This window comes from Streptomyces sp. NPDC048196, from assembly GCF_040652715.1.
GTDB classification, from domain to species: Bacteria; Actinomycetota; Actinomycetes; order Streptomycetales; family Streptomycetaceae; genus Streptomyces; species Streptomyces siderophoricus.
In genome coordinates this window covers 49,207-61,310 of record NZ_JBEZMM010000045.1, presented here as the reverse complement: position 1 = coordinate 61,310, position 12,104 = coordinate 49,207, and the positions used below count along the sequence as shown (strand labels likewise).

Genomic DNA, 12,104 nt, shown 5'->3' with positions numbered 1-12,104 from the left:
ACGTAAAGCGACAGCAGTCCACGAACAAGGCCCCGGAGGTCCGTCACCGCACCCAACAACAACCCAGCCCGCCGCAGGCGCAACGGCGAACAACATCCGCGACGCAGCAGACGGCTACATGCGCGGCGCCGCAAAGCGCAACGGCGAGCGAGCCCCGCGGCGCCGCAGACAGCTACGTGCGGAGCCCCGCAAAGCGCAACGGCGAGTACGGCGCTGCCGCCGAGTACGTGGGGTTATTGAAGGACCAGCTCCCGCAGGACGTCTTCCATCGTGACCAGGCCGGCCAGGCGGCCGTCGTCGCCGATGACGGCCGCGAGGTGGGTGCGGGAGCCCCGCATGGCGGTCAGGACGTCGTCCAGCGGGGTCGCGGCGCGGACCCGGGCGATGGGGCGGAGGGCCGAGACGGGGAACGGCACGTTGCGCGGGGCGGCGTCCAGCGCGTCCTTGACGTGGAGGTAACCGAGGATGCGGCGGGTGTCGTCGAGGACCGGGAAGCGGGAGAAGCCGGATTCCGCGGCCAGCTGTTCCAGCTCCTCGGCGGTGGTGTCCATGCGGGCCGAGACCACCTTCTCGGCCGGGAGGATCACGTCCCGGACCGGTCGGCGGCCCAGTTCCAGGGCGTCGCGGAGGCGTTCCTGGGCCCGCTCGTCGAGGAGTCCGGCCTCCCGGGAGTCCTGGACCATCCGCGCCAGTTGGGCGTCCGAGAACGTCGCGGCCACCTCGTTCCTGGTCTCCACCCGCAGCAGCTTGAGCAGCACGTTGGCGAACGTGTTGACCGTGAAGATCACCGGACGCAGCGCCCGGGTCAGCGCGACCAGCGGCGGCCCGAGGGCGAGCGCGGTGCGTACCGGCTCGGCCAGTGCCACGTTCTTCGGCACCATCTCGCCGAACAGCATGTGCAGGTACGTGGCCAGGGCCAGGGCGATCACGAACGAGATCGGGTGGACCAGCGCGTGCGAGATGCCCACCGTGTGGAAGACCGGTTCCAGCAGGTGCGCGATGGCCGGTTCGGCGACCGCGCCCAGGACCAGGGTGCACAGGGTGATCCCGAGCTGGGCGGCCGCCAGCAGTGCCGACACGTGGGAGAGCCCCCACATCACGCTGGTCGCCCGCCGGTCGCCGCGTTCGGCGTACGGCTCGATCTGGCTGCGGCGCACCGAGATCAGGGCGAACTCGGCGCCGACGAAGAAGGCGTTGACGACCAGTGTCAGCAGGCCCACGAACAGCTGGAGCGCGGTCATCGGGCGGTCTCCGTCCCCTCGTCGGTGCCCGGCAGCGGGGCGTGCAGCAGCACCCGCGCCGCGCGGTGGCCGGAGGCGTCCAGGACGTCCATGGTCCAGCCGGCCACTTCCAGATGGTCACCGGCGACCGGTATCCGGCCGAGCTCGGTGGCGATCAGTCCGGCCAGCGTCTCGTACGGGCCTTCCGGGGCCCGCAGGCCGATGCGTTCCAGCTGGTCGGTGCGGGCGCCGCCGTCGGCCTGGTAGGCGGCGCGGCCCTCGGCGTCGTCGCCGGCCGGGGCCAGGTCGGGGGTCTCCAGCGGGTCGTGCTCGTCGCGTACCTCGCCGACGACCTCCTCGACGATGTCCTCCAGCGTCACGACGCCGGCCGTGCCGCCGTACTCGTCGATGACCACGGCCATGGTGCGCCGGCCGGACAGCCGGTCCAGCAGCCGGTCCACGGTCAGCGTCGCCGGCACCAGCAGCGGTTCGCGCAGCAGCTCGGAGACCGGGTGGCGCAGCCGGCGCTCGGCCGGGACGGTCAGCACGTCCTTGATGTGCGCCACGCCGACGACGCTGTCCAGGCTGCCGCGGTAGACCGGGAAGCGGGACAGCCCGGTCGCCCGGGTCGCGTTGGCGATGTCCTCGGCGGTGGACTGGACCTCCAGCGCCACCACCTGGACCCGCGGGGTCATGACGTTCTCCGCGGTCAGATCGGCGAGGTTGAGGGTCCGGACGAACAGCTCGGCGGTGTCCGCCTCCAGTGCGCCTTCCTTGGCCGAGTGCCGGGCCAGTGCGACCAGCTCCTGCGGGCCGCGGGCCGATGCCAGCTCCTCGGCGGGGTCCAGGCCCATCCGGCGGACGGTGCGGTTGGCGGTGTTGTTGAGGTGCCGGATGAACGGCTTGAAGGCGGCGCTGAACCCGCGCTGGGCGGTGGCGACCTTCTTGGCGATGCTCAGCGGGTGGGAGATGGCCCAGTTCTTGGGGACCAGCTCGCCGACCACCATCAGGACGACCGTGGAGATCGCGGTGCCGAGGACCAGCGCCACCGACTCCGCCACCCCGTGCGACAGCCCCACGGCGCCCAACGGGCCCGCCAGCAGGGTGGCGATGGCCGGCTTGGACAGCATGCCGATGACCAGGCCGGTGACGGTGATGCCGAGCTGGGCACCGGAGAGCTGGAAGGTCAGGCCGCGGACCGCCTTCAGCGCGCTGTCCGCCCCGCGCTCGCCGCGCTCGGCGGCGCGTTCGAGGTCGCTGCGCTCGACGGTCGTCAGCGAGAACTCGGCCGCCACGAAGACACCACAGGCGAGGGTCAGGAGGAGCGCCACGCCCAGGAAGAGCAGGTCGGTCATCGGGTCACCTCCGTCCCATGCTGGTACAGGACGGGGAGGTTCGCGCATCGTCGCCGGGATGCTCGACTACTGGGAGGCTCGCCCATGGCTGGACGCTCACACACCTTTCGCTCGTGGCCGGGAAGGACCATGGTAAAGGATCGGCAAAATGGTGTGCGTGGGGAGAGCCCGCCCCGAGGGTGTCGGGGCGGGCTCCGGGGCCGGGTGGATCCGGTGCCGGCGGCGCTCAGGCCAGCGGCTTCGTCCAGCGGCGCCACTGCTCCTCGCGCTGGTAGCCCGCCGCCGCCCAGGCGTGCTGGGCCCGCTCGTTCGCCTGTAGCACCATGGCGTCCCCGCGTCGCCCGCCCAGCTTCACGAAGCGCTCCTCGGCCGCCGCCAGCAGCGCCTTCGAGATGCCCCGCCGGCGGTGGGACGGATGCACGGCGAGCCGGTACAGCGAGGCCCGCCAGCCGTCCCAGCCGGCGATCACCGTGCCGACCAGCGTGCCCTGCGACTCGGCCAGGAGCAGCGCCTCCGGGTCGCGCGCGATGAGGCGCCGCACCCCCTCCACGTCGTCGCTGATGCTCGTGCCCTCGGCGGCCGCCGTCCAGAAGCCGAGCACCGTCTCGGCGTCGGAGGGAACGGCCGGCCGGATGTCCATGTCGGTCATGCGGCCGAGCCAAGCAGCCGCTGCCCCCGGCCCGCCACCACATTTCCGCACCCCGGGACGGTCAGCTGCCGCGCAGCTCCGCCAGGACCGGAGCGAACTCCTCCAGCGCGGAATCCAGGACGGTGAGGTACGAGAATCCGAACCGCTCGCGGTGCTCCCGCAGCTGCTCGGCCATCTGCCGCGGGGTGCCGATCAGCAGGGTCGGCACCTCCAGCGCCTGCTCCTCGTCCAGCCCGATGCCGCGGTCCGCGACCTCCCGGGCGACCGCCCGACGGTCGTGGGTGTTCCGCACCTGCTGGACCAGGAGGTTGCGCTCGGCCGGCTCCGGGCGGCCGGCCGCGTACCGCTCGTAGCGGGCCACGGACGCCGCCAGTTCGTCCGCGGGCATCAGTTCCAGGGTGCCCTCCGGCCTGCCGGGTGCCTGGCGGCCGCCGGTGAACGCCGCGATCTCGGCGTGTTCGGCCGCCAGCCGCAGCATCCGCGGACCGTTCCCGCCGATCAGCAGCGGCGGCCGGGGCCGCTGCGTCGGCCGCGGCGCCTGCTCCGGGGCGCCCAGCAGCCGGTCCAGCTCCTCGACGGTGCGCGCCAGGTGGTCGACCCGTTCGCGGGGCGACCCCCAGGGCAGTCCGGCGGTCTCGTGCTCGGCGCGGACGTATCCGGTGCCCAGGCCCAGCTCCAGCCGCCCGCCGGTGAGCGCGTCGGTGGTCGCCACCTCGCGGGCCAGCAGCGCCGGGTTCCAGAACCCCGCGTTGAGCACGAACGTGCCCACCCGCGGCCGTTCGGTCGCCTCCGCCGCGGCGATCAGTGCGGGGAACGGCGCCGGCATCCCCAGGTGGTCCGGTACGAGCAGGACGTCGTAACCCAGCTCCTCGGCCCGGCGGCACTTCCGGCGCCAGGAATCCCCGGCCTCCAGCGTGAGCAGGTTGACGCCGAAGCGGAACGGACGTGGCATGGATCCCCCTCGTCGATGCGGTGACCGGCGCCGGTCGCGACCGGTCAACTCCCATGCAAGCACGGCCGGTTCGCGTCAGGGCAGCCGGTCGTCCGCGGACGGGGCCCGCCACCGCTGCACCAGATAGCCGGCCGCCGCGATCGCCAGCAGCACCGCGACCGTACCGAGGGTGAACGCCTCGAAGGTGAGCCGGGAGACGCCCCAGGTGGCCCGGAAGTCGTAGCGGAACCCGACGAGGTGCTCCAGCGTGCCGGGGAACAGCGCCACCCAGCAGCCGAGCAGGATCCAGGCGTAGACGAGCAGGGTGGCGACCGTGAACCCGCGGGTGCCGAACGGGACGCGGTACGGGCGGGGTGCCGCACGGTGGCGCAGGCGGAGCGCCAGCAGGGCGGGGATCACGGCGAGGTACGACAGCAGCAGGGTGGTGATGGCGACGGTGAGCACCACGCCGAAGATCGCCGAGGCGTCGCCGTTCGCCAGGTTCATCGCCGCCGCCATGAAGACGGTGGCGGTGACGCCGGACAGCAGGTTCATCCGGACCGGGGTGCCCAGCCGCGGATGGAAGGCGCCCAGTGCCCGGGTGAAGAACCCGCCGTCGGCGGCGGCCATCGCCTGCATCCGGTCGGCGACGATCATCCAGGCGCTGCCCTGCGTCAGCAGCGACAGCGCGAACAGCACGGCGACGAAGGACAGCAGCGGTCCGCGCCAGCTCCCGTAGATCCCGAAGACCAGCCGGGCCGCCTCCATGAAGCCGCCGACGCCGGTGATCCGGCCGGCCGGGGCGGCGGACAGGATGGCCAGCACCGGCAGCAGATAGCAGCAGGTGGCGACGGATGCGGACACCGCGATCGCGACCGGTACGTCGCGCCGCGGATCGAGCATCTCGTCCCCGGCCGCGTTCGGCGCCTCGAACCCGACGAACGCGAACAGCAGCACCGGAACCAGCGCCAGGAACCCGGCCGCCGTCGGCGCGAAACCGGCCGTCCCCAGGCCGCGGAAGCCGTGCTGGAGGCCGTACGCCACCGCCGTCGCGGTGAAGAAGGCCAGCGCCAGGACCTTGGCGCCGGCACCGGCCGTGGTGATCCACTTGCCGCGGCGCAGCGAGATCACCGCGGTGAGGATCGCGATCCAGATGAAGACCAGTTTGAAGGCGTAGTCGGCCACCGTGCCCGTGCCGAGCGGGAAGACGAAGCCGTCCCAGGCCTCGGCGGCCAGGAACACCAGCGAACCGCCGAGCCAGACCGGGTTGGTCACCCAGTAGAACATCGTGGTGAGCACGGCCGGCAGCCGGCCGAACGCCACCTCCACCCACACATACGGGCCGCCCTCCTGCGGGAACGCGGCGCCGGTCTCGGCGAAGATCAGCGCGTACGGCAGCAGGAACGCCACCACGATCACCCCGATCCAGGTGACGGCCTGACCGCCGCCGGCGGCGATCTGCCCGATCACATCGAAGGAGATCACGGCGGCGATCCCGATCGCCATGATGTCGAAGCGCCGCAGACTGCGCTTCAGATGCGGCACGGGAGCGGGCACGGACACGGCGGTGGTCCTCCTGACGGCCGAGCGGTCGTGGACGGTCCGGTCGCACAACGGATCACATCGTGCGCCATCCGTCCCGGCACCCCCGGCAGCGGCACGCGGACCGCGGGCCGGTCGGACCGGCGGCGCTTGCCGGTGCTAGCGCGGGCGCGCTAGCGTGAGGGAGTGGCGAAGACACAGCTGAACGTCCGGGTGGACGAGGCCACTGCCGAAGCGGCGCGGGAGCGCGCCCTGCAGCGGGGAGTGAGCATGAACCGCTACATCGAGGAGCTCGTGCTGCGCGACGCCGGCGAGGTGGGCCAGACCTTCGTCGAGGCCGCCTCCGACTTCATGAAGCAGTACGAGCGGGTCTTCGCCGAGGAATTCGGCCGGGACACGGGCGGCGCGCCCGGCCCCGCCGCGCCCGCGGACCGCGAGGGACTGCCGGGCACGACGTGACACTGCGCATCGACCTCGCCTGGCTCCTCCTGATCGCCGAACAGCACACCCCCGGGGACCCCCAGGTCACCGACTGGGGTGCCCTGGTGGCCGCGGTCAGCCGCCACGACGCCGAGATATTCGGCGTACCCGTCTACCCCGACCCGCCGGACCGCGCCGCCGCGCTGCTCCAACTCCTGCTCCAGGTACCGGCGTTGGAGCGCTCGAACGCGATGTTCGCGACCGCCGTCGCCTACGGCTACCTCGTCGCCAGCGGACTGAAGATCGCCACCTCGCCCGAACGGGTCCGCGACCTCGCCCGGCTCATCAAGGAGGGCACCGCGGACGTCCACGCCATCGCGGACGAACTGCGCACCTGGATCCTGTGACCCGCCGGCCGGTCCCGCGGGGAACCGGTGAGCGTCGGCGCCAAGGGGGCCTTGGGACCCGTAGGGGACGGTCGAACAGAACCCGTAAGGGTCGCGAGCGCCCCCTGCGGGGCCACAACCCAACAGGCGGGGGAGGTATTCCCGCTGACCGACGACGTCCGCCCCGCCCCGGCCCGCCCCGGCCCGACGCGCCCGCGCCGGCGCGCCCGGCCCGGTGCGGTCAGTCGGCCGGCCGCCGGGCCAGTCCCAGCACCGCCGGAGAGGTCGGCAGCGTCGGGCCGCGCTCCGGGACCTTCAGCCGGCGCACCCGCACCACCTCGAAACCGGCTGCCCGGATCTCACCCAGCGGGTCCCGGCCGGTGTGGCAGCCGCCCATCAGCAGTGGCCACACCGTGTGGTCCAGCGACCACTGCACCGCCGCCAGACCGCGTCCCGGGGCCCGCCCGTGCTCGAAGAACCGCAGTTCCCCGCCGGGCCGCAGCACCCGCCGCAGTTCCGCCAGCGCCCGCCGGGTCTCCCGTACGGAGCACAGCACCAGCGACGCCACAGCCGTGTCGAACGCCTCGCTCTTCACCGGCAGCGCCTCCGCCACCCCCGGCACCAGGTCCACCGGCACCTCCGCCCGGGCCGCCGCCGCCCGCGCCACCTGGCGCAGCGTCGGCTCCGGCTCGATGGCCACCACCTCCGAGACCGTGCCCGGGTAGTGGGCGAAGTTCAGCCCGGTGCCCGCGCCGACCTCGATGACCCGGCCGGTCGCCCCGGTCAGCAGCTCCCTGCGGAGCCGTGCCACCCCCGCCCGCGCATCCGCGGCCGGCCCGCAGCAGGTCGCGTAGAAGCGGGCGAAGACCGGGTGGTGGACGGTGCCGAGCGGAACTCCCCTGCGCTGCCTCATGACGACCCCTTTTCTTGCCGTTCCCGCTGTTCCCGCGCCGGCCGATGCCCGCTGCTGCTGTCAGTCTCCCCAGCGGAAGGCGCGGCGAGTCCGGCCGGCGCGGCCCGGCAGAGCGTGATGATCTCCGGGGCGTCCGCGGTGAGCGGGCGGCGGTCCCAGTCGCCGTACTGCTCCTCGACGGTCAGCCCCGCCCCGGCCAGGCGCTCACCCAGCGTCCGGGCGTCGAGGAACCGCAGACTGCTCCGGCTCGTCCGCGGCCGGGTGCCGTCCGGCCCGCTGAAGGTCTCCGTGAAGTGGACGACGTCCCCGCGCACCGGCAGGTCGACCCGGTGGGCGACGCGCACCGTGACCCCGTCCGCGTCCCTCACCTCCACCGCCCGGTCCGGCGTCCACCGCTCCCAGGGTCGCGCCAGCGGATTACGGGTCTCGAAGGCGAACCGGCCGCCCGCCGCCAGCGCGGCGCGGACCGCCGCCAGTGAACCCCGCAACTCCGCTTCCCCGACGAGGACTTGGAAGGCGTGCCCGGTCATCACGACCAGGTCGAAGACCGGGCCGGGGCGATTCCGGCCGGCCAGCGACAGCGCATCGCCCGCCAGCCATTCGATGTCGGTGCGCCGTCGTGCGCGCGCCAGCATCCCGTCCGCCGGATCGAGCCCGCACAGCCGGCCCCGGTGGCCGCGCGCCCGGGCGCGGTGCAACAGGGTGCCCGTACCGCAGCCGACGTCCAGGACGGAGTCCGCGGACATCACCAGCTCCAGGTAGAAGTCGTCGCCCGGCCCCCAGGGGTTGAGGAGGTCGTACCACTGGGCGAGGCTCCGGTCCGCGTACGCGAAATCCACCACCCCCGCAGTGTGCCCGTGAACCGGTGCGACGGCTCGCCGATTTCCGCCGGGAAGATCCCGTATGATCAGCCGTCAAACCGAACAACTGTCGCAGTCACCGCGCATGCGGAAATGCTCCGCCATGCCCGACCAAGGTGACCGCATCAGGGGGAAGGAACACCATGAAGTCGACGACGTCGACCAAGGCCACCCGTTTCGGGCGCCGTCTCGCCGGTACCGCCGCCGCCACGCTCCTGCTGGGCGCCGGCGCACTGGCCGCCGCGCCGTCCGCGGCGGCCAAGGCCAACCTGCTGACCATCAACAAGGTCACGCTCCACCAGCCCGGCCTGCAGGCGAAGGTCACGTACTCCTGTGACGAGGGCATCAACCACCAGCTGGTCGCCAACGCCACCAAGCTCAACACCACCGGCCACGAGGAGTCGATCGCGGCCGGCACCATCAAGAAGGCCCATCTCGTCTGCGACTACGCCGACCACACCGCGCAGATCACCCTGCGCCCGGCCGTCGGCTCGCACTTCGCCAAGGGCGACAAGGTGAAGCTGAGCGTCTTCTACTTCGACGAGGACGGCTTCAGCTACGCCAACACGGAGACCGTCGCGGTCCTCTGAGGCGCCTTGCTGCCGCCGAGCGCCGGGGTCAGCCACGTCGGGGCTGCGGCCCGGAAGGCGCTCGGCGGCAGTGCACCGGAGCCTTCCGGGAGCACGCCCAGCAGCGGGGCCCCGGCGGCCTCCGGAAGGTCCGTCAGATTGCAGCGGGACGCCAGATCGGGGTCGGCCGGCCAGCTGCCGACGACGATGCCGGGGGAGTCGAGACCGTAGTGGCGCAGCGCCAGCGCGGTCAGCGCGGTGGAGTTGAGGGTGCCCAGCCCGGCCTGGACGACCACCAGCACGGGGGCGTCCGCCAGCCGGGCCGCGTCGGCGAGGGTGTGGCCCTCCGCGTCCAGCCGTACGAGCAGCCCGCCCGCGCCCTCGACCAGCACCAGGTCGTGCGAGACGGCCAGCTCGGCGGCGGCCTCGGCGATCTGCTGCGGCCCCACCGGCGGCAGACCGGCCCGCTGGGCGGCCGTCGCGGGCGCCAACGGGTCCGGGTAGCGGGCGAGTTCCACGGTGGTGACCGGGCCGGCCAGCCGTTCGACCTCCGCGGCATCGCCCGTCTCGTCCGCGGTGACCCCGGTCTGGGCCGGCTTGAGCACCGCCACCGAACGGCCCCGGGCGAGCGCGGCCGCCGCGATCGCGGCCGTGGTCACCGTCTTGCCGATCTCCGTGCCCGTGCCCGTCACGAACAGCACCGACATCTCTTCGTCACTCCTCATCGGCCGAAGGCCGTGTCGTCGGGTGGCCCCGGGGCCCGGGGCCCCGGTCCTCAGCCCTCGCGGGCCGCGGCGCACACCGCGGCGCAGATCCGCGCCACCTCGTCGTCACCGGTGATGTACGGCGGCATCGTGTAGATCAGGTCCCGGAACGGCCGCAGCCACACACCGGCACCCACGGCCGCCCGGGTCGCGGCCGCCATGTCCACCGCATGGTCGAGCTGCACCACGCCGATCGCGCCGAGCACCCGGACGTCGCGCACGCCGGGGAGGTCCGCGGCGGGCGCCAGCCCGGCCCGCAGTCCGGCCTCGATGCGCTTGACCTCCTGCGCCCAGTCCTGCGACAGCAGCAGCTCGATCGAGGCGTCGGCGACCGCGGTGGCCAGCGGATTGCCCATGAACGTGGGACCGTGCGCCAGCACCGGCAGTTCGCCGCGGGAGATCCCGTCCGCCACCGCCGTGGTGCACAGCGTCGCGGCCAGCGTCAGATAACCGCCGGTCAGCGCCTTGCCCAGGCACATCACATCGGGCGCCACGCCGGCGTGCCCGGCGGCGAAGAGCGCACCGGTACGGCCGAAGCCGGTGGCGATCTCGTCGAACACCAGCAGCACGTCGTGCGCGTCGCAGGCCTCCCGCAGCACCTTCAGGTACTCGGGGGAGTGGAACGACATCCCGCCCGCGCCCTGCACCACCGGCTCGACGATCACCGCCGCCAGCTCGTCGGCGTGCCGGCCGATCAGCTCGCGCAGCTGGTCCGCGTACGCCGGGTCGGCCGGGGCGTCGAAACCGGGCGGCGGGGTGTCCGCGAAGACCTGCCGCGGCAGCACCCCCTGCCACAGCTCGTGCATCCCGCCGTCCGGATCGCACACCGACATCGGCTGCCAGGTGTCGCCGTGGTAGCCGCCCCGCCAGGTCAGCAGCCGCTGTTTGCGGGGCTTTCCCAGGGAACGCCAGTACTGCAGGCACATCTTCACGGCGACCTCGACCGACACCGAACCGGAGTCGGCGAGGAAGACGTGCTGCAGCGGCTCCGGCGTGATGTCGACCAGCCGCTTGGCCAGCCGCACCGCGGGCTCGTGGGTGAGCCCGCCGAACATCACATGGCTCATCCGCTCCAGCTGGCCGCGGGCGGCGTCGTTCAGCACCGGGTGGTTGTAGCCGTGCACCGCCGACCACCAGGAGGACATCCCGTCCACCAACTCGTCGTGCCCCTCGGCCGGTTCGGCCAGCCGCAGCCGGACACCGGAGGCCGACTCGACCAGCAGCGGCGCGGCGGTGCCGGGCATCGGCCCGTACGGGTGCCAGACGTGCTGCCGGTCCAGGGCGAGCAGTTCGCGGGGCCCGAGCGGCTCAGGCATTGGGCGGGAGGTCGGTACCGGCGCCGCGGCGGCGCACCGACACCAGATCGCGGCGGGCCTCGTCGGACGGGGCGGGGACGGTGGCGGCGGGTGCCTCGGCGTCCGTCTCCGGGGCCGCGGCCGCGTGCTCGCCGCACGGCCGGCGGTGCTCGGGCAGCGTCGTGGTGTCCGTGCCCTCCACCTCGAAGCCGGCGTCCTCGATCATCGCCAGGTCGTCCTTGCCGGCCTGGCCCTCGCTGGTCAGGTAGTCGCCCAGGAAGATGGAGTTGACCAGGTGCAGGGCCAGCGGCTGCAGACTGCGCAGATGCACCTCGCGACCGCCGGCCAGCCGCACCTCGATGTCCGGGCAGACGAACCGGACCATCGCCAGGATGCGCAGCGCACGCTGCGGGGTGAGGTTCCACTCCTTGGCGAGCGGGGTGCCCTCGAACGGGATCAGGAAGTTGACCGGCACCGAGTCCGGGTCCAGCTCACGCAGCGCGAACACCACGTCCACGAGGTCGGCGTCGCTCTCGCCCATACCGGCGATCAGTCCGGAGCAGGCGGACATGCCCGCGGCCTGGGCCTGCTGGACGGTGGAGACCCGGTCGGAGAAGTCATGCGTGGTGCAGATGTCGCCGTAGGTGGCTTCCGAGGTGTTGAGGTTGTGGTTGTAGGCATCGGCACCCGCCGCGCGCAGCCGCTCGGCCTGGCCGTCGGAGAGCAGTCCCAGACAAGCGCACACCTCCACGCCCTCGTTCTGCTCCTTGATCGCGGCGATGGTCTCCGAGACCCGGTCCACGTCCTTGTCCGTCGGGCCGCGGCCGCTGGCCACCAGGCACACCCGCTTGGCGCCGCCGGCCAACCCGGCGGCGGCCGCCTTGGAGGCGTCATCGGGCTTCAGCCAGGTGTACTTGAGGATCTCGGCCTTCGACCCCAGCCGCTGCGAGCAGTACGAGCAGTCCTCCGGGCACAGGCCCGACTTGAGGTTGACGAGGTAGTTGAGCTTGACCCGCCGCCCGAACCACTGGCGGCGCACCTTTCCGGCCGCGGCCACGACGTCGAGCAGTTCGTCATCGGAAGTCGCCAGCACGGCCAGCGCCTCTTCACGGGTCGGCAACTCGCGCCGCAGTCCCTTGTCCACCAGTGTGTTCAGCAGGTCCATGGCGATGATCCTGTCCTACGCCCCCGCCCCCGGCC

Annotated in this window: 13 protein-coding genes; 3 read left to right on the top strand and 10 right to left on the bottom strand. The window is 73.0% G+C overall.

Translation table 11 applies throughout. From position 1 onward, the window contains the following. Positions 1-233 precede the first annotated feature (233 nt). The 5 genes from AB0E02_RS31170 to AB0E02_RS31150 all read right to left on the bottom strand — a co-directional run bounded on the left by AB0E02_RS31170 (position 234) and on the right by AB0E02_RS31150 (position 5,718). The gene (locus tag AB0E02_RS31170) at positions 234-1,241 is read right to left on the bottom strand and encodes a hemolysin family protein (protein ID WP_362145436.1); all 1,008 of its coding nucleotides are present in this window, start codon (positions 1,239-1,241) and stop codon (positions 234-236) included. Further along, positions 1,238-2,575 carry a hemolysin family protein gene (locus AB0E02_RS31165; protein WP_362145433.1) on the bottom strand — a complete coding sequence of 446 codons (1,338 nt, stop codon included), beginning with the start codon at positions 2,573-2,575 and terminating at the stop codon, positions 1,238-1,240. Before AB0E02_RS31165 ends, AB0E02_RS31170 begins: the two co-directional genes overlap by 4 nt. A 226-nt stretch (positions 2,576-2,801) precedes the next feature. Continuing rightward, entirely contained in the window at positions 2,802-3,224 is a 423-nt protein-coding gene (locus AB0E02_RS31160; protein ID WP_362145430.1) for a GNAT family N-acetyltransferase, read from the bottom strand. A 61-nt stretch (positions 3,225-3,285) separates the two neighbouring features. Next, complete coding sequence (locus AB0E02_RS31155) at positions 3,286-4,176, bottom strand: TIGR03621 family F420-dependent LLM class oxidoreductase (RefSeq protein WP_362145427.1); 891 nt, start codon at positions 4,174-4,176, stop codon at positions 3,286-3,288. A 75-nt stretch (positions 4,177-4,251) separates the two neighbouring features. Further along, positions 4,252-5,718 (bottom strand): APC family permease, encoded by a 1,467-nt coding sequence (locus AB0E02_RS31150; protein WP_362145424.1) that lies wholly within the window; start codon positions 5,716-5,718, stop codon positions 4,252-4,254. 165 nt (positions 5,719-5,883) lie between these two features. Here AB0E02_RS31150 and AB0E02_RS31145 point away from each other — a divergent pair, with 165 nt between their 5' ends. Further along, positions 5,884-6,156 carry a toxin-antitoxin system HicB family antitoxin gene (locus tag AB0E02_RS31145; protein ID WP_030414601.1) on the top strand — a complete coding sequence of 91 codons (273 nt, stop codon included), beginning with the start codon at positions 5,884-5,886 and terminating at the stop codon, positions 6,154-6,156. Further along, positions 6,153-6,524, top strand: coding sequence for a hypothetical protein (locus AB0E02_RS31140; protein WP_030414602.1), 372 nt, complete (start codon positions 6,153-6,155; stop codon positions 6,522-6,524). The genes AB0E02_RS31145 and AB0E02_RS31140 overlap by 4 nt, the downstream gene beginning before the upstream one ends. Positions 6,525-6,744: 220 nt before the next feature. Here the strand turns inward: AB0E02_RS31140 and AB0E02_RS31135 are convergent, their stop codons facing one another. Both AB0E02_RS31135 and AB0E02_RS31130 read right to left on the bottom strand, forming a co-directional pair. After that, positions 6,745-7,416 carry a class I SAM-dependent methyltransferase gene (locus AB0E02_RS31135; protein WP_362145419.1) on the bottom strand — a complete coding sequence of 224 codons (672 nt, stop codon included), beginning with the start codon at positions 7,414-7,416 and terminating at the stop codon, positions 6,745-6,747. Then, entirely contained in the window at positions 7,413-8,258 is an 846-nt protein-coding gene (locus AB0E02_RS31130) for a class I SAM-dependent methyltransferase (RefSeq protein WP_362145416.1), read from the bottom strand. The genes AB0E02_RS31135 and AB0E02_RS31130 overlap by 4 nt, the downstream gene beginning before the upstream one ends. 161 nt (positions 8,259-8,419) lie before the next feature. Between AB0E02_RS31130 and AB0E02_RS31125 the strand changes: the two genes are divergently transcribed. Further along, the gene (locus AB0E02_RS31125; RefSeq protein WP_362145413.1) at positions 8,420-8,866 is read left to right on the top strand and encodes a hypothetical protein; all 447 of its coding nucleotides are present in this window, start codon (positions 8,420-8,422) and stop codon (positions 8,864-8,866) included. Here AB0E02_RS31125 and bioD read toward each other — a convergent pair. The 3 genes from bioD to bioB all read right to left on the bottom strand — a co-directional run bounded on the left by bioD (position 8,833) and on the right by bioB (position 12,069). After that, entirely contained in the window at positions 8,833-9,552 is a 720-nt protein-coding gene (bioD, locus tag AB0E02_RS31120) for a dethiobiotin synthase (protein ID WP_362145410.1), read from the bottom strand. The two genes, AB0E02_RS31125 and bioD, sit on opposite strands and share 34 nt — an antisense overlap. Positions 9,553-9,620: 68 nt before the next feature. Next, positions 9,621-10,925 carry an adenosylmethionine--8-amino-7-oxononanoate transaminase gene (locus AB0E02_RS31115; RefSeq protein WP_362145407.1) on the bottom strand — a complete coding sequence of 435 codons (1,305 nt, stop codon included), beginning with the start codon at positions 10,923-10,925 and terminating at the stop codon, positions 9,621-9,623. Further along, the gene (gene bioB, locus AB0E02_RS31110; protein WP_362145404.1) at positions 10,918-12,069 is read right to left on the bottom strand and encodes a biotin synthase BioB; all 1,152 of its coding nucleotides are present in this window, start codon (positions 12,067-12,069) and stop codon (positions 10,918-10,920) included. The genes AB0E02_RS31115 and bioB overlap by 8 nt, the downstream gene beginning before the upstream one ends. Positions 12,070-12,104 lie beyond the last annotated feature (35 nt).